This is a genomic window from Myxococcus sp. CA039A, assembly GCF_013336645.1.
Taxonomy (GTDB): domain Bacteria; phylum Myxococcota; class Myxococcia; order Myxococcales; family Myxococcaceae; genus Myxococcus; species Myxococcus llanfairpwllgwyngyllgogerychwyrndrobwllllantysiliogogogochensis.
Genome location: NZ_JABUMQ010000063.1, coordinates 1 through 20,603 on the forward strand (window position 1 = coordinate 1; position 20,603 = coordinate 20,603).

Here is a 20,603-nt window from a genome sequence, read left to right on the forward strand (position 1 = left end):
CCCCCGCCAGTGCGCTTCCCAGCGCCTCGCGTGCCCGCCGCTGCAGCGCGGCCGGGTGTGGAGTGCGCAGCCAGTACACGCTGACTTTCAGCGACTTCGCGTACAGCGTCTCCACCTCCACCGCCGCAGGGGGCCCGCTCGCGCTCCCGTACGCCACCAGGTGCCCGAAGGCCGCCAGCGACTCCAGGCTGCTTGCCCATGTGCTGGCACCCACGGAGTCCAGCACCACCTCCACTCCAGCTCTACCGGAGCTGGGGGCGGCTGGGATTGCGGTACGCGGCTATATCCACTGGCGTTGGGGCTTGGCGGCGCTTCCGTACGCAACGCCTGGTGCCTGGGAGGGCGCCAGTGGCTGGCTCGATGATGCCTGCCGCACGCGTGCGCAGGCTCGACTCTCACTGGCGCGGTCTCAAATCCGGCGCGTGGCTTCAAACCGCTTGCCCACATGTTGGCTCCGCACGGGCCGGTACGAACTCTCCTGTTCCACCTGCGCCGGACTGCGTCGCTGGGTTCTACCCACGGATCCCAGGTGGCCTCGCGGGATGGTGGTCTGCTCCAGCGACGCCGCAGGCGCTCCGGTTGTCGCTGAACACCGTGAACGACAGGGGGCGATGTAGGGCTTCACCTCGCGGCTTGGGGCATGGGTCGTCCGGCATGTGACGCGCCGCCTCCTTCCCGCTCCTGCTTCCATGGGGCTCAGAAGCGTTCAAGCTCCCGAATTCCTTGAGGTTTCAGGGGTGTATGCGTGTTTGACTCGCTATGAAGGCTGCGACTAGAGTCCAGTCCTCCGCCCGGTCTGCGCTCCGCCTGCCGCGGTGCTCCCCGGCCCCGGACCGCTCCACGAGATGAAGAAGCCGACCCTTTTTGGGAAGTACCTGCTCCTCGAGCGCATCAACGTCGGCGGAATGGCCGAGGTGTTCATCGCGAAGGCCTTCGGCGTCGAGGGCTTCGAGCGCATCCTCGCCATCAAGAAGATCCTCCCCACGATGGCGGAGGACGAGGAATTCATCACGATGTTCATCGATGAGGCGCGGATCAGCGTTCAGCTGAACCACGCCAACGTCGTGCACATCCACGAGCTCGGGAAGCACGACGACACGTACTTCATCGCCATGGAGTACGTCGCGGGCCGCGACGTGCGGACCATGCTGGAGCGATACCGGCGGCGTAAGGAGATCATGCCCACCGCGCAGGCGGTGTTCATCGCCTCCAAGCTCTGTGACGGCCTGGACTACGCTCACCGGAAGAAGGACGCACGCGGGCAGGACCTGCACATCATCCACCGTGACGTGTCGCCTCAGAACGTCCTCATCTCCTATGAGGGCGAGGTCAAGGTCATCGACTTCGGCATCGCCAAGGCGGCCAACCGCTCGCAGAAGACGCAGGCCGGCATCCTCAAGGGCAAGTTCGGCTACATGAGCCCGGAGCAGGTCCGGGGCATGCCCATCGACCGGCGCAGCGACATCTTCGCCGTCGGCGTGCTGCTGTACGAGATGCTCACCGGTGAGAAGCTCTTCGTCGGTGAGTCGGACTTCTCCACGCTGGAGAAGGTGCGCAACGCGGACGTTCCGCTTCCTCGCGAGTTCAATCCGAACATCCCGCCGGGACTCGAGAAGGTCGTCCTCAAGGCGCTCGCGCGTGAGACCGAGGACCGCTACCAGTGGGGTTCGGATCTCGCCGAGGACCTGATGCGCTTCCTCCTCGCCGGGGATGCCATCTACTCGTCGAAGCACCTCTCCTCCTACATGAAGGAGGCCTTCGCGGAGGACATGCTCCGCGAGGCGGAGAAGATGGAGCGCTACGCGGGAATCGAGCGCCCGGATCAGATCGAAACCTCGGGCGTCACCGTTCCCCCCTCGCCGCCGCGCCAGAGCACGAGGCGCCCGCCGCCCGCGGTGGTGGTGACGGGTTCTCCCGCAGGTCGCGCGCCCACGGCACCGGCTCATCCCGCCCCGAATTACATTCCGCCCCCCACGGCCGAAGAGCTGGAGGAGATGGACGGCGGTGGCGCCGACAAGACGCAGATCGTCGACTCGACCCAGACCTTCATGTCCCCGGAGACGCGCGTCGCCGAGAGCAGCGTGCTGGTGGACGACAGCATCACGGGGCGTTCGGAGATTCCGACCCTCCAGGGCAGTAGCACCGCCTCGGCCTACCCGTCGCGGGAGCCGGAGCCCTCGATGCGCAAGGGCAAGAGCGGACCCAAGTCCCAGGTCGTCATCGCCAGCGAGGACGGTGAGGCCTACGCGGGTGCGACGATGATCGGCCCCGCGCCGACCGCGCCACCCACGCGCTCGAAGGCCTCGGCGGAGCCGCCCGAAGAGACCACCGGCAACATCACCGTCTCGGCGAACGGGCGGAGCAATCGCGTTCCGCAGCGTGGCTCGTCACCCCAGCACCAGGATGCCGGGGGCTACGACGCACCCCAGGATGATGGGGGCTACGACACACACGACGGCTACGGCTCCGAGGACGGCGGGGGTTATCCCGACGACACCCAGGAGCGCGAGGAAGTCACCGGGACGCAGACGCCCGCGCCCGCGCCGAAGAAGGGCGCCAAGGCCACGGCCAAGCCCGTTCCTGTCGCGAAGCCCAAGACCAAGACCAAGTCCAGGCCCGCCGCGAAGGGTTCGCCCCTGCAGTCGCTGGCGAACCTTCCCAAGCCGGTGCTCTTTGGCTCCGCGGCCGGCATCGCCGTGGTGGTGCTGCTCCTGTTGGTCGTGTTGTTCGGCGGCCCTTCTGGGGAGCAGGTCACCTTCACCGTGCCGCAAGCCGGCGCCGTCGTCGAAGTGAATGGGCAGAGGGTCGAGCCCAACATGATGCTGGCCCTTCCGGCCGGCGACTACGAGGTCGTGGCCAGTGCTCCCGGGCACAAGCCCGAGAAGAAGTTCGTGACGGTGGTCGAAGGCCCACCCCTGGCCGTGTCCTTCAACCTGGTCCCGGAGGTCGTGGCGCAGGCTCCGCCGGAGGAGCCACCCGCGAGGCCCTCGGAGCCCGTGGCCAACCCGGGAGGCCAGGAGCGGCCTTCGGGCACCATCGTGGACCCGGGGCAGACGGGGACTCCAACGCCCCCCCAGAACCCGGATCCTCCGACCGCCGTCGTCGACGCTCAGCCTCCCGACACCGCTCCCGCCCCAGGCACGGAGACGCCCACTCCGCCTCCCACGCAGAAGCCTCCTCCCGCGAACCCTGTCGTGGAGAACAAGCCCGTGGAGCCTCCGCCGCCTGCGCCCAAGAAGCTCGCTGCTGTCTTCGAGGGTGAGAGCGGCGCGGAAATCGCCGTGAATGGAAAGAAGGTCGGACGCACCCCGGCCGCGCGGCTCGCCAACCTGGAAGTGGGGAAGACCTACCAGTTCACCGCGAAGCTGGCGGGCTACAAGACCTACTCCGGAGAGTTCCTGGCCGAGGGTGATGGCGGTGAGCTGACCATTTCCTTCGACCTCACCAAGGAGGAGAAGCGCGTCGAGACGGTGAAGCCTCCTCCCGCGCCTCCGACCCCGCCGAAGCCGAAGGCCACGGGAATGCTGGCTTGCAGCACGAAGCCCGCGGGCGCCGAAATCCTCGTCGACGGCAAGAAGACCGGCCGTCAGACGCCGGTGACGCTCGGAAGCCCCCTCGTGCTCCCAGTGGGCAAGAGGAAGATCTCCTTCAAGCTCAATGGCAAGACGACCAAGCCCGTCGTTGTCTCGATCTCCGAGAACAAGATCGAAAAGCTGGTCAACTTCGCCATTGAGTAGGGAGCGGGCATCGGGCGTCGTCGACGATTTGTTGAATGAAGTGGTGCTGGGCGCGGTATGACGCCCGGCCCGCGACGCTACATGCTGAGGTGATGCGCCATGCAATCGACGCCCATCCGGGGCAAGGCCGAGGCCGGTCCCGCGCAACAGCCGTTTTCTTATCCGCTCCGCCGTGAGTTCGTGGAACCCGACTGGCGGCGCATCCCCGGCTACAAGGACGTCACCCAAGCGGAGTGGGAAAGCTCCGTCTGGCAGCGCAAGCACACCGTCAAGAACCTGAAGGAGCTCAGGGCCACCCTGGGTGCGCTCCTTCCGGACGACCTGGCGGAGAGCCTCGAGCGGGATCAGCGCGAGCGCGCGACGATGTCCATCCTCGTCCCGCCGCAGATGCTCAACACGATGGACTACCAGGACCTGTGGAAGGATCCGGTGCGGCGCTACATGCTGCCCGCCTTCGCGGACCGCCTCACGGACTGGCCCAATCACCCGAAGGCCAGCCGTGACAGCCTTCACGAGCAGGACATGTGGGTCGTCGAAGGTCTGACGCACCGCTATCCGACGAAGGTGCTCGCGGAGATGCTGCCAACGTGTCCCCAGTACTGCGGGCACTGTACGCGCATGGACCTGGTGGGCAACGACGTCCCCCAGGTCAGCAAGCACAAGTTCTCCATCGGACCGAAGGACCGCTACGAGCAGATGCTCGAGTACCTGCGCCGCACGCCCACCGTGCGCGACGTGGTGGTCTCCGGCGGCGACATCGCGAACCTGCCCATCCAGCAGCTGGAGCCGTTCGTCAGCTCGCTGATGGACATTCCGAACATTCGAGACATCCGGCTGGCCAGCAAGGGGCTGATGGCCATTCCCCAGCACTTCCTCCAGGACTCGGTCCTCCAGGGATTGGACCGGCTGGCGAAAAAGGCCGTGGAGCGGGGCGTGGACCTGGCGATGCACACGCACGTCAACAACGCCGCGCAGCTCACGCCGCTGGTGGGCAAGGCCGTGCGCAAGCTGCTGGACATGGGCTTCCGTGATGTTCGCAACCAGGGCGTGCTGCTGCGAGGCGTCAACGACAGCGCGCAATCGCTGCTCGAGCTGTGCTTCACGCTGCTCGACCACGCGAAGATCCTGCCGTACTACTTCTACATGTGCGACATGATCCCCAACAGCGAGCACTGGCGGCTCTCCGTGGATCAGGCGCAGCGGCTCCAGCACGACATCATGGGCTACATGCCCGGCTTCGCGACGCCGCGCATCGTCTGTGACGTGCCCTTCGTGGGCAAACGCTGGGTCCATCAAATCGCCGAGTATGACCGCACGCGCGGCATCTCCTTCTGGACCAAGAACTACCGGACGGGCATCGAGGCGAATGACCCCGAGGCGCTCGACCGGAAGTACGAGTACTTCGACCCCATCGACTCCCTGCCCGAAGAGGGCCAGGCGTGGTGGCGGGAGCAGACCCGGGCGGCGTGATGGACACCTCCGCGGTTGCGATGAATGGGGCGGCGGACTCCCTCACCGAGCGCTCCTCGCTCAGTGACGCGGGGCGCCGTCGCCTGTTTCCCCAGGCCACGGATGCGGAGTGGGGTGACTGGCGCTGGCATCAGCGCCATGCGGTGCGCGGGCTGGAGCAACTCGAGCGCTTCATCCCGTTGACCGCCGATGAACGCGCGGGCGTCCAGGAGACGTCCTCGCTGTTTCGCATTGGCATCAGCCCGTACTACCTGTCGCTCATCGACCCGGAGCATCCGTTCTGCCCGGTCCGCATGCAGTCCATTCCCGTGCGGGCCGAGGCTCGCGTACGCCCCGGCGAACTGGAGGATCCGCTCGGTGAGGACAAGACGCGGCCGGAGGAGTGCATCGTCCACAAGTATCCCGACCGGGTGCTGTTCCTGGCGCTGGATACGTGCTCGGTCTACTGCCGGCACTGCACGCGACGGCGCATCACCCAGGGCGGCGTGGCGGAGCTGTCCAAGGACCAGATGCGCCGTGGCATCGACTACATCCGGCGCCACCCCGAGGTGCGTGACGTCCTCATCTCCGGCGGGGATCCATTCCTGCTCAGCGAGCAGCGCCTGGAAGAGCTGCTCGCGCCGTTGAGCGAGATTCCCCACGTGGAGATGATTCGCATTGGCACGCGTGTGCCAGTGGTTCTGCCCATGCGCGTCACCGATGCGCTGGCGAGCACGCTGCGACGCCATGCGCCCGTCTTCGTCGTCACGCACTTCAATCACCCGAAGGAAGTGACTCCCGAGGCGCGCGAGGCGTGCGAGCGACTGGTGGACCACGGCGTGCCCGTGGAGAACCAGGCCGTGCTGATGCGGCAGCTCAACTCGGACGCTCGCATCATCAAGGAGCTGTCCCACCTGCTGCTGCGCAGCCGCGTGCGGCCGTACTACCTGCACCAGATGGACGTGGCCGAAGGCTGTGAGCACCTGCGCACGCCCATCGCCAAGGGACTGGAGATCATCCAGCAGCTTCGTGGCCACACCACCGGACTCGCCGTGCCGCACCTCGCGGTGGATTTGCCCGGCGGCGGCGGCAAGGTGACGCTCCAGCCGGATTACGTCGTCGAGCGGGGCGAACGAGAGACCGTGTTCCGCAACTACAAGGGCGAGCGCTACGCCTACCCGGAGCCGGAAGAGACCGACTGCTCGTGCCCGTATGACGAGACGTGGCGTGCTCGTGCCCAGGAGTACGGCTACCTGCGGAAGGGCTGAGCGTCAGCGGCTCCCGGCAAGCGTGCTTCCGGGAGCGGACGACTTCGTCAGTCGTCGTTCGAGCTCCTTCTCTTCTTCGCCGCCTTCTTCTTCACCTTGGGCGACTGTGAGCTGGCGCGGCGCGCGGCCTTCTTCGAAGGCTTGTCGTCCCCACCGCCCATGATCTCCACGGGCACCTGATCCTCATTCGCGGCAGCGGCCTGGGCTGCCACCGCGCCCTCCGCGTTCGCGCCCTCGCCACCCTCGGCCCCCGCGCCACCTTCGGCTCCCTCTTCGTCCTCGACGGGAATGCCAATCTCGACGACGGGATTGTCGCCCTCGGTGGACTCCAGCTCGACGGGGTTGTCGTTGCTGAAGCCTTGCTGAATGGTGACTTCCTTCTCCTCGGCGGGCTTCGCCGCGGCCTGCTTCGCCGACTTGGCCTGCTCTTCCAGACGCTGCCCCTCGGCCTTCGCCCGCTCGTTGCCCTCGGGGCCCATCTTCGCGGTGAAGCGGTCGTACTCCTTCGCGGTGACGCCGTGCTTCTCCAACACCGACGAGGTGGCCGCGGACTGCTTCTGGATGGCTTGTCCGCGCTCCTCGTTGCTCATCTCCGAGGACTTGCGATTGCCGAACTCGTCGTCGACCTTCTTCATCGCCGCCGCTTCGTCTCGGCGGATGTGAGCCACCTTCTCGGGGGTCAGCTCGCCCCCTTCGTCCGCTCCGGCGATGCCCGGAAGGACCAACAGGGCTGCCATGAGCATGGAAATGGGACGGGACATGACGCGGCTCCTCGACGGTGGAAACGCGCGTATCTAAGCACGGTCCGCCGTCGGTGCGCATCGGTCGCGTTCCGTCCACTTCCCCCGGCGAGGACTGTCGCTGAATCCGGTGATTCCCCCGCGAGCCCGTCGTCGGCCCGGTCAGCCGTTCTGGCAACTCGCGCAGCTGTCCCTCGCGCTGGAGCACTGCTCGCGGCCCTGTGCGCAGCGAGGAGGGAGATCATCCCGGTCCGGGTTCCGGTCCACCAGGGAGCACTGCTCCTCGGCCACGCCGCAGGTCTGGTTGGCCACCTCACAGCGGTCCTGGCACGACAGGTCATCCTGGGCCGCGCGTGCCCTCAGTTCTTCGAGCCTCGCGGATGCACCATCGATGGCAGCGTCGTCATCACCGGCGACGCGTGTGTCCACGTTCTTCGAGCAACCCACGAGGAGGCAGGTGACCACGAGCAGCGGGAGGCCGACGAAGGGGACTCGCATGGGCCTCCCATATTCGCGCGGACAGCACTTCGTCCAGCAAGGGCATCCGCGAGTGTCGGACGTTCGTCGGGACACAGTGGACTCACTGTTGTGGGTGACGCGCGACACTTGCTGGACGCGGCTGCGCCCGTCACCCGGCGTCAGGCGCCAACTGTTGTTGGGGCGGGGGGCGCGGGCGGCGGGGCGGCTCTTCCGGACGCGACAGGTACAGGTATGCAGTCAGGGCCAGGAGGGCCGCGACAGCCAGCCTCCGCATCCAGTCCTCGCGCTGCCGAACTGGCGAGGCCTGGTCTTCCCTCGTCGCGGCTTCGAGGCCCGCGGCCACCTCGGCACTCACGGCTCGCACCCGACGGCAGACCTCTACCACCGGCACCAGTCCCACGGGCACCGGTGCATCCTCCCGCTCCAACGCCGCCGCGAGCATCCGCGCCCAGGCCGCTTCCTCCTCGCTCTCCGTCGGATCCCTCGCTGCCGTGCCCGTCCTCATCGCCAGCAACACCGCGGCTTGCAGCAAGCGCACCGAAAGGGCCTGCTCCGACACCCCGTAGAAGCTCGCGCAGTCCTCCAGGGAGGCCCCCGAGACGAGCCGGCGGCTCAGCAGGGCGGCGGGACGGGGCTCCAGCCCCCTGAGGGCCTGGACGAAGGAGGAGGGGGGCAGACGGGAAATGGGCGGCTCGGAAGGTGTCACGGCCGCGCCATCCTCTCCCATCCTCTGGCCGTTTTCTTGAGGCACGTGGCCACGCTCCTACACTCCCAGGCCATGTTGCGACCTGTTGCACTGCTCCTGCTCCTGCTCGCTCCCCTGCGTTCACTCGCGGTGGAGACCCTGCGCATCGCCATCGAGGACACGGGAGTGGAGGTGCGCATCAGCGGGCGCGGACTTGGCTTCGGCGTGGACAGCGAGGAAGCCACCTTCGTGCCCATCCCCTCCGATGTCGCCACCATTCGTCGGAAGGCAGGCCGGCTCGAGGTCAACGGAGCACCCGTCATCGGAGACTCCGTGCGCTTCCGCGCGGGTCTGAGCCCCTCCGACGATGCGGGGAGCGCTCCGGGTGAACAGCCGCTCAAGGCCGGCAGTGCCCAGGTGCGTGGTGATGTCGTCGTGCGGCCATTCCGCGAGGGGCTCCAGCTCATCAATGTCATCTCCCTCGAGGACTACCTCGCCGCGGTGCTTGGCAGCGAGATGCCGGTCTCCTTCCCACCCGAGGCCCTCAAGGCCCAGGCCATCGCCGCGCGCACCTATGCCCTCCAGAAGAAACTGGAGAGCTATAGCAACGCATTTCATCTTGGCAGCAGCGTGCTCCATCAGGTGTATGGCGGCGTCAACCGCGAGGACCCCCGCACCCGCGCCGCCGTCGACGCCACCCGAGGGCAGGTGCTCACCTACGAGCTCGCCCCTATCGAGGCCTACTTCCACGCCTCCTGTGGCGGTCGCACCGAGTCCGGACAGGACGCCCTCCACCGCGACTTGCCCTACCTCCAGCCCGTCGACTGTCCGTGCGGACGCCTGCCCGCGAGCCGCTGGTCCGCCTCCATGTCGGACACCGAAATCAAGGCCGCCCTCAAGCGCCCCGCCCAGGGCATGAAGGTGTCCGCGCGCACGCCCACCCGCCGTGTCACCCGCATCACCATGGGCGATGGCAGCACGGTGGACGGCGTGGAGCTCCGCCGCAGGCTCGGCTACACGCGCCTCAAGAGTCTCGACTTCGAGGTGGAGCGAACCGACCACGGCTATGTGTTCTCCGGTCGCGGCTATGGCCACGGGGCCGGGCTCTGCCAGTGGGGCGCCAAGGCGCTCGCCGACAAGGGCAGGGGGTACCTGGAAATCCTCACCCACTACTACCCCGGGGCCGAGCTCCAACAGCTCTACTGACGTCCCCTTCGTCGGCGCGCTTTCCGCGGCGGCGCGGGGGCTGCTACAAGCGCCAACCCCGTGTCGTCCCGCCTCTCAGACTACGACTTCGAACTCCCCGAGTCCCAGATCGCCCAGGCGCCGCTCGCCCAGCGCGACGCCTCGCGATTGATGCTCGTCCGCCGCTCCACCGGCGACGTGAGCCACCGCCAGTTCTCCGACGTGCTGGAGCTCCTGCGCCCCGGTGACCTGCTCGTCCTCAACGACGCCCGCGTCATCCCCGCGCGCCTGCTGGGCCAGAAGGCAGGCACCGGCGGACGCGTGGAGCTGCTCGTGGTGCGGCCCGCCGCCTCCACGCTGACGTCAGCCGCGCTCGATGGCGCTCCCGAGTCGCTCGACTGGCTCTGTCTGGGCCAGGCCTCCAAGGGCCTCAAGCCACCCCAGCGCCTCACGTTCGCCGGCGGCCTGGAGGCCGAGGTGCTGGAGGTGCTCGGAGGAGGGGAGTACCGCGTGCGCTTCCACGCGCCCCCGGGGGCCTCGCTGGCGTCGTTGCTCGACGCCGCCGGTCGCCTGCCGCTGCCGCCCTACATCACCCGCGAGCCCGATGCCGCGGACGCCGAGCGCTACCAGACGGTGTACGCGCGCGCCTCCGGCGCCGTGGCCGCGCCCACCGCCGGCCTGCACTTCACGCAGGACACCCTGGACGCGCTGGCGGCCAAGGGCGTGCGCCGCGCGCTGGTGACACTGGACGTGGGGCCGGGGACCTTCTTGCCGGTGCGCGAAGAGGAACTCGACAAGCACCACATGCACCCGGAGCGCTTCACCGTCCCCGAGGCCACCGCGCGCGAGGTGAACGCGGCGCGAGCGGAGGGCCGGCGTGTCGTCGCCGTGGGCACCACCGTGGTGCGCACGCTGGAGTCCGCGACGGACCCGACCACGGGCCTGCTGCGCGAAGGGCCGGGCGAGACGACGCTCTTCATCCGCCCGGGCTTCACCTTCCGCCAGGTGGACGCGCTCCTCACGAACTTCCATCTGCCGCGCTCCACGCTGGTGGTGCTCGTCAGCGCGCTTCTGGGGCGCGAGCGCACGCTGGCCGCATACGCGGAGGCGGTGCGTGAGGGTTATCGATTCTTCAGCTACGGCGACGCCATGCTGGTGTCGGAGTGAGTGCCATGAGTGAGCAGGACGCGGGAGTACGGGAGACGGCGCGCGAGAAGGGCGACACGCGGGTGGCACCGGGCCTGGTGCGCTTCGATTTGCTCCACGAGGACGCCTCTGGAACGAAGGCCCGCCGCGGGCGGCTGAACACCCCGCACGGCCCCATCGAGACGCCCATCTTCATGCCCGTGGGCACCGTGGGCAGCGTCAAGGGCGTGGGGCCGGATGACCTGCTCGCGCTCGACGCGCAAATCATCCTCGGCAACACCTACCACCTCATGCTGCGCCCCGGCGAAGCGCTGATGCGGGAGATGGGTGGCCTGCACCAGTTCGTCTCCTGGAACCGGCCCATGCTCACCGACAGCGGCGGCTTCCAGGTCTTCAGCCTGTCGGAGAAGCGCAAAATCACCGAGGAGGGCGCCGCCTTCCAATCCCACCTCGACGGCGCGCGTCACTTCCTCACCCCCGAGCGCTCCATCGAAATCCAGGAGACGCTCGGCGCCGACGTCATCATGGCCTTCGACGAGTGCCCTCCCTCCACCGAGGACCGCCCGTACCTGGAAAATTCCCTCGCACGCACCACGCGGTGGCTGCACCGCTGCGTGAAGGCGTGGAACCGGGAAGGCCGCTCGTCCCTCTTCGGCATCGTCCAGGGCGGCCTCCACGAGGACCTGCGCAAGCGCCACGCGGAGGAGGTGTGCGCCGTGGACCTGCCAGGGTACGCGCTGGGGGGGTACTCCGTGGGCGAGGCCCCCGAGGCGATGCATGCGGGCGTGGCCTACGCGGCGCCGCTCCTGCCTCGCGACAAGCCGCGTTACCTCATGGGTGTGGGCACCCCCGTGGACCTGGTCACCTGCGTGGAGCACGGGGTGGACATGTTCGATTGCGTGCTGCCGACCCGTTGTGCGCGCAACGGCCTGCTCTTCACCTCGGAGGGCAAGCTCACCATCCGCAATGCGGCATTCGCCAGGGACCCCAGGCCGGTCGACCCGGCGTGCTCCTGCTACACCTGCCGCAACTTCAGCAGGGCGTACCTGCGGCACCTCTTCGCCGCGGGCGAAATCCTCGCGATGCGCCTCAACACCCTGCACAACCTCCACTACTTCCTCGGGCTGATGGCGGATGTGCGCAAGGCCATCGCCGAGGACCGATATGCCGCTTTCGCGCGGGAGTTCCGGGAGAGGGCTCGGGCCCAGGAGGCCGAACGGACCCGTGGTCGCTGAGCGACCGGATGGAATCCCGAGTTCCCGCGTTCACTTGCTCACATGGGGACCCCTTGCTAAGAGGGCCCCCTTTCAGGATGGGTCCTTCGGGTAGTGTGGGGGGTCCCCCATCCCAAGCCTTCCTCAACCGACGAGGCAGTCTGTGGCTGAGAGCTTTTTGATGCTGGCGCAGGCCGGGGGCGGGACCAACCCGCTGAACACCCTGGCTCTGCTCGTGGGACTGGTGGCGATCATGTACTTCGTCATGATCCGCCCTCAGCAAAAGCAGATGAAGGAGCACCGCACGCTGCTCACTTCGCTCAAGAAGGGCGATGAAGTGGTCACCTCGGGCGGCATGCTCGGGAAGATCCACCTCGTCGAAGAGCGGACCGTGACGGTGGAAGTCGCCAGTGGCGTGCGCATCCGCATCCTGAAGACGTCCATCAGTGCCAAGGGCACGGTGGCTGAGGGGCCCGCGCAGGCGGCGCCCGCCGAAGAGAAGAAGAAGGAGGAGAAGTAAATGGACCGCGGCTGGTGGTGGAAGTTTGGACTGATTGTCGCGGTGACGCTGGGGACCATCTGGTTCCTGATTCCGTCGTACTACTCGCTGGTGGTCATGGACCGTGCCCAGCGCAATGACCTGGCGGCGCTGCAAGCGCGGCTTCCCGCCTGGGCGCCTCCCGCGAAGTACCGGCTCAATCTGGGCCTGGACCTTCAGGGCGGCATCCACATGGTCATGCGCGTGGACACCAAGACGGCGCTCCAGAAGCGGACCGAGCGCCGGGGCCAGCAGATCGCCACGTACGTCGCCGACAAGAAGCTCGGCGAGGTCACGGCGGAGACGGATCCAGAGAAGCTCCAGCTCACCTTGACCGCGAAGGACCCGGCGACCATGGACGCCATCGAGAAGGACGTCCTGGCGACCTTCGGGGACTTCAAGCGGGTCAACCGCGATGGCGCGACGCTGGTGCTGTCGCCCGACGAATCCCAGGTGAATCGCTTCCGTGAGGAAGCGGTCGACCAGGCGATGCTCGTCATCCGCCGCCGCATCGACAAGTGGGGCGTCGCCGAAGTCGACGTGCGCAAGCTCGGCACCGACTCCATCCAGATTTCGCTGCCCGGCCGCAGCAACCCGGAGCAGGCCAAGGAACTGGTCGGCACCACCGCGCAGCTCGAGTTCCGGATGGTGGACGACACCAACCCGCAGTTCTTCGCGCAGCTGTTCCAGTCCAACCCGCCTCCGGCCGGCAGCGACATCACCGTGTCGGAAGAGGGTGGCTTCCCGCAGCTGCAGAGCGCCTCGCGTGACGCGCTCCTGAAGTACACCGAGGGCAAGGTTCCGGAGAACCGCCAGGTCGTCACCGAGTGCATCGCGAACCCGCTGAGAAAGAACGAGTGCTCGTCCTACCGGACGTACCTGCTGGACAAGGTCGTGCCGCTGACGGGCGAGAGCCTAGCGGGCGCGGACGCGTCGGTGAACCAGATGAACGAGCCGGAGGTGAACATCGCCTTCGACCCGGCGGGCGCGCGCGAGTTCGAGAAGCTGACCGAGGCGGGCGTGGGCCGTCGCATGGCCATCGTGCTGGACGACAACGTCCACACGGCGCCGAACATCAACGAGAAGATCGGCGGAGGCCGTGCCCGCATCACCATGGGTCGCATGGGGGCTCGCTCCCACGACGAGTGGCTGGGCGAGGCGCAGACGCTGGCGCTGGTGCTCAAGGCGGGCGCGCTGCCCGCGCCGGTGACGGTGGGTGAGATTCGTCAGGTGGGCGCGAGCCTGGGTGACGAGCTCATCAAGAAGGGCGGCCTCGCGGTGCTGGTCGGCCTGGGGCTCGTGCTCCTCTTCATGGGGCTGTACTACCGCAAGGCGGGGCTCATCGCGGACGTCGCGCTGCTCTTGAATGGTCTGCTCATCCTGGCGGGCCTGGCGTTCTTCAACGCGACCCTGACCTTGCCGGGCATCGCCGGATTCGTGCTGACGTTGGGCGTCGCGGTGGATGCCAACGTGCTCATCAACGAGCGCATCCGCGAGGAGTTGAGTCACGGCAAGACGGCCAAGGCGGCCGTGGACCAGGGCTATGACCGCGCCTTCTGGACCATCTTCGATGCGCACGTGACGGCGCTCATCGCCGGCTTCATCCTGTTCTTCACGGGCACCGGACCGATTCGGGGCTTCGCCACCACGCTCATCGTGGGGCTGTTGGCCTCGCTGTTCACGTCCATCGTGGTGACTCGCGTCATCATGACCTACTTCGTCCACGGCCGTAACGCGCAGTCGGTGTCGGTCTGAGACCGGCGGGAGCCCGGTAAACTGCCATGCAGATCCTCAAGAACAAGACGAACATCGACTTCATCGGCAAGCGCAAGCCGGCCATCTTCATCTCCACCCTCGTCAACCTCGCCATCCTGGTGGGCATCGCCACGGTGGGGTTCAACTACGGCGTGGACTTCGCCGGCGGCACGGTGGTGGAGCTGAAGTTCGACCACTCCATCAGCGCGGCGGAAGTGCGTGAGCGCGCCCAGAAGGGCGGCCTGCACGACGTGAGCGTGCAGAACATCGGCGGCGCCTCGGAGAACGCCTTCCTGCTTCGCATGGGCGGCGTCACCCAGCTGAACGAAGAGAACGCCGCGAAGGCCAAGACGGCCATCGAGGCCCTGGGCACCGTCCGCAACGTCTACTCGGACCTCGCCAACGGCATCATCAACTTCCGCTCGGCCACCCCGCTGACTGCGGAGCTCATCAAGAGCGCGGTGGAGGGGTCTGGCACCGGCGTGCAGGAGGTCCGTGTCCTGGGCGAGTCCCAGGGCGGCACCGGCGTCGACTACCAGGTCGTCGCCAGCGGCATGGCGGACAAGGTGAACTCCGCGCTCAAGGCGGGCCTGGAGAAGCCGGACTTCGAGCAGCGCCGCGTGGACTACGTGGGCCCTCAGGTGGGCAAGCAGCTGCGCAACCGCGGCGTCATGGCGCTGCTGTACTCGATGGTGGCCATCCTCATCTACGTGGCGTTCCGGTTCGACTTCAAGTTCGGCCCGGGCGCGCTGCTCGCCATGCTCCACGACGTCATCATGGTGGCGGGCTACTACCTGGTGAGCCGCCGCGAGTTCAACCTCACGGCCATCGCCGCGCTGCTGACCATCGTCGGCTACTCGGTGAACGACACCATCGTCATCTACGACCGCATCCGCGAGGACATGGCCAAGTACAAGGGCAAGCCGCTGGCGGAGGTCATCAACATCGCCATCAACGACACGCTCGGCCGCACCATCCTCACGTCCGGCACGACGGCGCTGTCGCTCATCGGTCTGCTCATCTTCGGCGTGGGCGAAATCTTCGACTTCGCCATGGCGATGCTCGTAGGCATCCTCGTCGGCACCTACTCCTCCGTGTACATCGCCAGCCCGCTCACCATCTGGCTGGACGAGCGCGCGGCGGCGAAGGAAGGCCGTCACGGCGACGGCATGAAGCAGGAGCCGAAGGCGGCGTGACGTACCCCGCCTGACTCCCGCTCGCGGGAGCCGAACGCGACGAGGGCCCTGGTCTCCCACGTGGAGGCAGGGCCCTTGTTGTTTTTCAGGCGGGTGCGCGTGTCAGAAGCGCGCGCCCAGCGTCACCGAGGCGTCGAGCAGGCCGCCGTCGGTGTCCTCGTCCAGCGCGTCATTCGCGAAGCCGTTGTCGAGCAGCACGCGCCAGGTGGCGCGGACGCCCGCTGTCAGCGCTCCGCTGTTGAACTCCACGCCCGCGGCCAGCGGCACTTCTTCCATGGTGTCGGAGTCGTAGAGGCCGCCGCCGATGCCGCGCACGTCCACATACGAGAGGCCGAAGCCCGCGCCCACGAAGGGCCGCACCGCCGTGAGGAAGGGCGGGGAGACCTTCACCAGCGCGCTGCCGCCCTGCCGGACGATGGAGGGGCCGTCATCCAGGAGTCGGATGTCGTCGATGCCGTTCTGCGAACCCTCGTAGCCGAGCTCGAACCCGATGAACGTGGTGGGCTGCACGTTGAGTGTGAGGCCCCATGCCGGACCGGTGTTCGTGAGATCTCCCAGGTTGCCCGTGTAATCGCCCAGGCCGCCCTTGAGGAACACGTTGACGTCGCCTCGCTTGCCCGGCTTGCGTTCTTGCGCGGAAGCCGAGCCCGCGGCGAGCAGCGCGAGCGCCAGCGCGCCGACCTGGATACCCTTTGCAGCCATGCGGTCCTCCCTGTCAGGTGGTGTGCAATCAAGCTGTGCACCGGGTGGCCGACGCGCTCCCCACCGGCAGACGACAGGGCAAGCGCACGCCTGAACGCCTGAGCAGGAAGGGAAATGTCGTGCCCAAGGTTGGACTTTCCTCGTCAGACGTCTGAGGTACTGTCGGACTGTCAAGATTTCGTCCCGGCCACGGAGGAGTCCCGGTGGCCGAGGAGGGGAGCTGCGAGTGCGGTGGTTGCTTCCAGACGTGGTCGAGGAGGAGGTGGGGTCGCTCGCTGGGGAGCTGTCGCTCCATCCGCTCGCGGCGAGGGTGCTGCTGCACCGCGGTTACCGGACGCCCGAGTCGGCCTCCGCGTTCCTGTCGGACCGTCTGGCGGACCTGCCAGACCCCTTCCGGATGAAGGGCATGGTGGCGGGCGTGGAGCGGCTGGTGCGTGCACTGCACCGGCGCGAGAAGGTGACGCTGTACGGCGACTATGACGTGGATGGGGTGTGCTCCACGTCGCTGATGTTCCTGTTCCTGAAGGAACTGGGCGTGCCGCCGGCCACGTACATCCCCCACCGGCTGGACGAGGGCTACGGCCTCAACATGTCCGCGGTGGAGCGCATCGCCGCGGATGGCACGCGGGTGCTGGTGACACTGGATTGCGGCATCACCTCCGTGGCGGAGATCACCCGCGCGAAGGAGCTGGGGCTGGACGTCATCGTGGTGGACCACCACACGGTTCCTCCCACGCTGCCTCCCGCCGTCGCGGTGCTCAACCCGCATCAGCCCGGCTGCGAGTACCCGACCAAGGCCCTGTGCGCCGCGGGCGTGGCCTTCAACCTCTGCATGGGCCTGCGCAAGCGGCTTCGCGACGATGGCTACTTCGCCACCCGCAAGGAGCCCAACCTCCGCGCCATGATGGACCTGGTGGCGATGGCCACCGTCGCGGATGTGGTGCCCCTCACCGGCGCCAACCGCATCCTGGTGACGCACGGCCTCCAGGAGCTCACGGCCGCCCGCCGTCCGGGGGTGCGTGCGCTGAAGGAAGCCGCGGGCATGGACCCGGACACGACCATCACCGCGGGCCAGGTGGGCTTCCGCCTGGGGCCTCGCATCAACGCCGCGGGCCGGCTGCATGACGCGTCCCTGGGCCTCCAGCTGCTCTGTTCGGAGTCCTTGGAGTCGGCGCGCTCACTGGCCTCGGTTCTGGACCGGGCCAACGCGGAGCGGCAGGGAATCGAGAGTGGCATCCTCACGCAGGCGCTGGCCCAGGCCGAGGAGCGCAAGGACGCGCGCGGCTTCGTGCTCTTCGACGAGGGCTGGCACCCGGGCGTCATCGGCATCGTCGCCTCGCGCGTGGTGGAGCGCTACCACCGGCCCACCGTCATGGTGGGCGTGAAGGACGGGGTGGGGAAGGGCTCGGCGCGCAGCATCGAGGCCTTCCACCTCTACGACGCGCTCAGCGGGTGCTCGGAGCTGCTCACGAAGTTCGGCGGCCACAAGCACGCCGCCGGCCTCACCATCGACGCGGACAAGCTGCCCGCGCTGCGCGAGGCGTTCGAGAAGATCGCCTGGCAGCGCCTCACCCCCGAGGACCTCATTCCCCGCTGCCGCGTGGACGCGGTGGTGAGCGCCCGGGAGCTGGATGCGACGGCCGTGGAGGCCCTCCAGCGCCTCGGTCCCTTCGGCCAGGGCAATCCCGAGCCGGTGCTGGTGCTGCGCCATCAGGTGGCCCGCTCGCGCGTGCTGCCGGCCAAGGCGGCGGGTGGCAGCGGTCACCTCAAGCTGGCGCTGGCGGACGCACCGGAGCTGGACGCCATCGGCTTCGGCATGGCGGACCGCGTGAGGATGGTGGATGGGCCGGTGGACCTGGCCTTCCAGGCGGGCTTCGACACCTTCCGAGGTCAGCGAAAGCTGTCGCTGCGCCTCAAGGACGTGCGCGTCGCCGCGTAATCTGTTCGTCAGTGAGTGAGGGCCCGCGGTGTTTCACCCGCGGGCCCCGGAAGTCCTACGCCAGTCCCCAGCGCACCCGGCCCGGCGTCATCAGCGCGCCGACGCGGGCCAGCTCGTTGAGGCGGAAGCGCTCGGCTTGTCGCTCGAAGGCATGGCGGCACCGTTCCGAGCAGAAGAAGTAACGGCGCTTCTTGTACTCCGAGGATGGCTGGCCATCCGGTGTCTCCAACTGCTTGCCGCACACCGGGTCCCAATGCTTGCCCTGGCCTTGGCCCTGTCCCTGCCCCTGCACGCCCTTCATGCCTCGCCTCCCCGCCCTGGGGCCCCACGCCCATTCCCGACGGTGGCTACAAGCAGGGCATATGCCAACCCCCAACTCCCCGGAATGCCGAGGAGCGGAGGGCCGCACGAAGGGCCGGAAGCGGAAAAACTTCCACCCGTTCACGCTCCTTGCGGGGAAGGAGCGGTCGGGAAGTGTTCTTCAGAAGGTGGCGCCGACGCTGCCACCCAGGAAGAAGTCGTTCATGTAGCCCCGGCGGTAGCCCATGGCCTCCAGGCGGAAGGACAGCCGGAAGTTGCTGCTGCTGGACAGTCGGGGACGGCCCCGGAGGCCCACGCCGTACTGGAGGAGGGGCTTGAGGCCATTCACCTTCGTCTCGTTGGCGTCCACGGTGATGGAGGTCGTCTGGTAGGCGACGCCGCCACCCACCTGGCCGAAGAAGCCGAAGTCGGACTTGCCGAACTTGAACTCGTAGGCCGGGGCGATGGTGAAGTAGTGCTGGCTGGTGCTGCCGCGAATGAAGTCGGTGCCGTCGCTGCTGTTGCCGTACGTCCAGCGCAGGTCCGCCCAGAGGTTCTCGCGAAAGGGCTCGAGGTCGAACGTGCGGCCGAACTCCCACGTGGTGCGCACGCCCAGGCCCAGCACGGTGTCGGCGAAGCGGCCCCGGGGGCTCTCCAGGAGGAGCGCGCCGGCGAGGAGCTCCACGCCCACGCCCAGGTTGGGGTCGTCCAGGCCGGCGAGCTCCTTGAAGTCGCCTTCCTCGCCCTCCTGCTCTGACGCGTTCCGGAACTCGTCGGCCTGGTCCACGTTGCGACGGCGGCGCTCGGCGGCCTCCTCCTCTTCAATCTGCTCCTGGCTGGGGCCCGGCTCGTCCTCGGGATAGGCGTACGGGTCGTCGTCATCCTGTGCGAAGGCGGGGGGCGCTACGAGCAGGCCGCCGACGAGGTAGCGGGTGAGCCAGTTCTTCACGGTGGCGGTCCTCATCAGTCGGCGCTCAGTCGGGGGCAGGTGGTACCGCCAGCGGCGCTGGCCGGGCAGAGGTTGGGATTCGTGGTGCCCACGAGCAGATCGCGGGGAATCTGCAGGTGGTCCATCAGCTCGTTGCAGACGGCTTCCTTCAGCCGCAGGTCCGTGATGTGGCTGATGATGGCGCTCGACGCCACGGCCAGCGTGAAGTTCGTCTGGTCGGAGGTGTACTGCTGGGTGAGCTGGAGCAGGCCGGGCGTCGCCGTCGAGGTGTCGCTGTAGCCGGTGACGATGGAGCGCAGCAGGATGTCGCGCTGCCCGGTGGCCTCGCCGGCCTGGTACAGCGCGCTGGCGAGCAGCGTGCCCACCCGGTACTCCTTGCCGCTGAACTCGCTCAGGCTGTTGTTCCGGATGCTGTCGCGCAGGGACGCGTCCATGCAGCGGTCCGTCTTCGCCAGGTCCCGGTCGGCTGGGATGGAGCCGTACTCGGGGCCCTCGAAGGACGAGGAGAGGAAGCGGGTGTCGCAGCCGTTCTTGGAGCGGCAGGTGGCGCCGTATGCGTGCAGGTCCGCGAGCCCCTCGTCGAACGCCTTGAGGATGTTGGCGCCCGGGCTGGGGCCCCCGGTGCTGGCCCACGCGGTGAGGGCCGCGGGGAAGGCCTGCCCGGCGTACACCTTCAGGTTGAAGATGCGGTGCGAGTACTCGTGGGTGATGACGCCGGCGTTGATGGCCAGGGGCGCGCGCTGGAGCTCATCGAAGGGCAGCACGAGGAAGGACTCCATCGCCGAGAAATACAGGGCGTTGTCCTTCAGCGAGTCGCGGCTGACGTCGGTGATGGTGAAGTCTGGGAAGTAGTACGTCTTGACGGGCTTCTTGAAGTCGGCCGTCGGGATGTTGGTGACGTCGTGGAAGTAATCGAAGGCGCGCTCGAGGTTGTAATACGTCGTCACCATGTTCCAGGTGTGGAAGTCCGCCGGCCAGAGGACGTCATCCTGGGAGATGTAGCTGGCGGTGACGTCGCGGCCTTCGCCCTTGAGCAGGGCGTTGGCGAAGGCCTCGGGCGTGGTGGCGGTGGCGAGGTCCTGGTCGTTGGAGTCGTAGACGATGCGCGCGCCGCCGTGCAGGTCGGCGACGCTGCCGCTGAGACCGACGACGTCGGCGACCGTCTTGAGTTCGACCTCCTCGGGGACGTACTGCCCATTGCTGGAGAGCACCAGGGCGCGAATCTTGACCGGGGCGCTCGTGTCGGGCGCACAGCCGGCGGCCAGGCCCAGCACGGCGGTGGTGGCGATGACTGTTCGGAGCATGGGGGCCGTTTTACTC

The 20,603-nt window shown here is 67.8% G+C and carries 17 protein-coding genes and 1 pseudogene; 10 read left to right on the top strand and 8 right to left on the bottom strand.

Translation table 11 applies throughout. The features are described from left to right. A pseudogene (locus HR086_RS13190) lies at positions 1–229 on the bottom strand (quinone oxidoreductase); the annotation flags it as partial. Positions 230–845: 616 nt separating this feature from the next. Between HR086_RS13190 and HR086_RS13195 the strand changes: the two are divergent. From HR086_RS13195 to HR086_RS13205, 3 genes are all read left to right on the top strand, one after another. Further along, a complete protein-coding gene (locus HR086_RS13195; protein WP_174465796.1) occupies positions 846–3,737 on the top strand; it encodes a serine/threonine-protein kinase in 2,892 nt (963 codons plus the stop codon). A gap of 99 nt (positions 3,738–3,836) precedes the next feature. Next, positions 3,837–5,207, top strand: a complete 1,371-nt coding sequence (locus HR086_RS13200) for a KamA family radical SAM protein (RefSeq protein ID WP_141643228.1) — start codon at positions 3,837–3,839, stop codon at positions 5,205–5,207. Positions 5,208–5,227: 20 nt separating this feature from the next. After that, the gene (locus HR086_RS13205; protein WP_246137223.1) at positions 5,228–6,454 is read left to right on the top strand and encodes a KamA family radical SAM protein; all 1,227 of its coding nucleotides are present in this window, start codon (positions 5,228–5,230) and stop codon (positions 6,452–6,454) included. A 47-nt stretch (positions 6,455–6,501) separates the two neighbouring features. Here the strand turns inward: HR086_RS13205 and HR086_RS13210 are convergent, their stop codons facing one another. From HR086_RS13210 to HR086_RS13220, 3 genes are all read right to left on the bottom strand, one after another. Then, positions 6,502–7,215 carry a hypothetical protein gene (locus tag HR086_RS13210; RefSeq protein WP_174455874.1) on the bottom strand — a complete coding sequence of 238 codons (714 nt, stop codon included), beginning with the start codon at positions 7,213–7,215 and terminating at the stop codon, positions 6,502–6,504. 141 nt (positions 7,216–7,356) lie between these two features. Next, on the bottom strand, positions 7,357–7,692 hold the full coding sequence (locus HR086_RS13215; RefSeq protein WP_174465797.1) for a hypothetical protein: 336 nt from the start codon (positions 7,690–7,692) through the stop codon (positions 7,357–7,359). 130 nt (positions 7,693–7,822) lie between these two features. Continuing rightward, entirely contained in the window at positions 7,823–8,380 is a 558-nt protein-coding gene (locus tag HR086_RS13220) for a hypothetical protein (protein ID WP_373564292.1), read from the bottom strand. A 72-nt stretch (positions 8,381–8,452) separates the two neighbouring features. Here HR086_RS13220 and HR086_RS13225 point away from each other — a divergent pair, with 72 nt between their 5' ends. The 6 genes from HR086_RS13225 (at position 8,453) to secF (ending at position 15,393) form a co-directional block, all read left to right on the top strand. Then, positions 8,453–9,565, top strand: a complete 1,113-nt coding sequence (locus tag HR086_RS13225; protein WP_174463423.1) for a SpoIID/LytB domain-containing protein — start codon at positions 8,453–8,455, stop codon at positions 9,563–9,565. Positions 9,566–9,625: 60 nt separating this feature from the next. Beyond that, positions 9,626–10,711 carry a tRNA preQ1(34) S-adenosylmethionine ribosyltransferase-isomerase QueA gene (gene queA / locus HR086_RS13230; protein ID WP_174463424.1) on the top strand — a complete coding sequence of 362 codons (1,086 nt, stop codon included), beginning with the start codon at positions 9,626–9,628 and terminating at the stop codon, positions 10,709–10,711. A 5-nt stretch (positions 10,712–10,716) separates the two neighbouring features. Then, complete coding sequence (gene tgt / locus HR086_RS13235) at positions 10,717–11,925, top strand: tRNA guanosine(34) transglycosylase Tgt (protein WP_141643231.1); 1,209 nt, start codon at positions 10,717–10,719, stop codon at positions 11,923–11,925. A 142-nt stretch (positions 11,926–12,067) separates the two neighbouring features. Continuing rightward, positions 12,068–12,424 carry a preprotein translocase subunit YajC gene (gene yajC / locus HR086_RS13240; RefSeq protein ID WP_141643232.1) on the top strand — a complete coding sequence of 119 codons (357 nt, stop codon included), beginning with the start codon at positions 12,068–12,070 and terminating at the stop codon, positions 12,422–12,424. After that, on the top strand, positions 12,425–14,197 hold the full coding sequence (secD, locus tag HR086_RS13245) for a protein translocase subunit SecD (protein WP_174465798.1): 1,773 nt from the start codon (positions 12,425–12,427) through the stop codon (positions 14,195–14,197). Positions 14,198–14,223: 26 nt separating this feature from the next. Further along, positions 14,224–15,393 carry a protein translocase subunit SecF gene (secF, locus tag HR086_RS13250; RefSeq protein ID WP_141643234.1) on the top strand — a complete coding sequence of 390 codons (1,170 nt, stop codon included), beginning with the start codon at positions 14,224–14,226 and terminating at the stop codon, positions 15,391–15,393. A 102-nt stretch (positions 15,394–15,495) separates the two neighbouring features. Here secF and HR086_RS13255 read toward each other — a convergent pair whose 3' ends face one another. Continuing rightward, positions 15,496–16,095 carry an outer membrane beta-barrel protein gene (locus tag HR086_RS13255; RefSeq protein ID WP_174465799.1) on the bottom strand — a complete coding sequence of 200 codons (600 nt, stop codon included), beginning with the start codon at positions 16,093–16,095 and terminating at the stop codon, positions 15,496–15,498. A gap of 226 nt (positions 16,096–16,321) precedes the next feature. On the opposite strand from HR086_RS13255, the gene recJ reads away from it, so the two are divergent. Next, positions 16,322–18,034: a single-stranded-DNA-specific exonuclease RecJ gene (gene recJ, locus HR086_RS13260; protein ID WP_174455868.1), complete on the top strand. Its 1,713-nt coding sequence runs from the start codon at positions 16,322–16,324 to the stop codon at positions 18,032–18,034. Between the two features lie 55 nt (positions 18,035–18,089). Here the strand turns inward: recJ and HR086_RS13265 are convergent, their stop codons facing one another. The 3 genes from HR086_RS13265 to HR086_RS13275 form a co-directional block, all read right to left on the bottom strand. After that, entirely contained in the window at positions 18,090–18,335 is a 246-nt protein-coding gene (locus tag HR086_RS13265) for a YHS domain-containing protein (protein ID WP_141643237.1), read from the bottom strand. Between the two features lie 180 nt (positions 18,336–18,515). Then, positions 18,516–19,298: a hypothetical protein gene (locus tag HR086_RS13270; RefSeq protein WP_174465800.1), complete on the bottom strand. Its 783-nt coding sequence runs from the start codon at positions 19,296–19,298 to the stop codon at positions 18,516–18,518. Further along, positions 19,298–20,587 carry a hypothetical protein gene (locus HR086_RS13275; protein ID WP_141643239.1) on the bottom strand — a complete coding sequence of 430 codons (1,290 nt, stop codon included), beginning with the start codon at positions 20,585–20,587 and terminating at the stop codon, positions 19,298–19,300. Before HR086_RS13275 ends, HR086_RS13270 begins: the two co-directional genes overlap by 1 nt. Positions 20,588–20,603 lie beyond the last annotated feature (16 nt).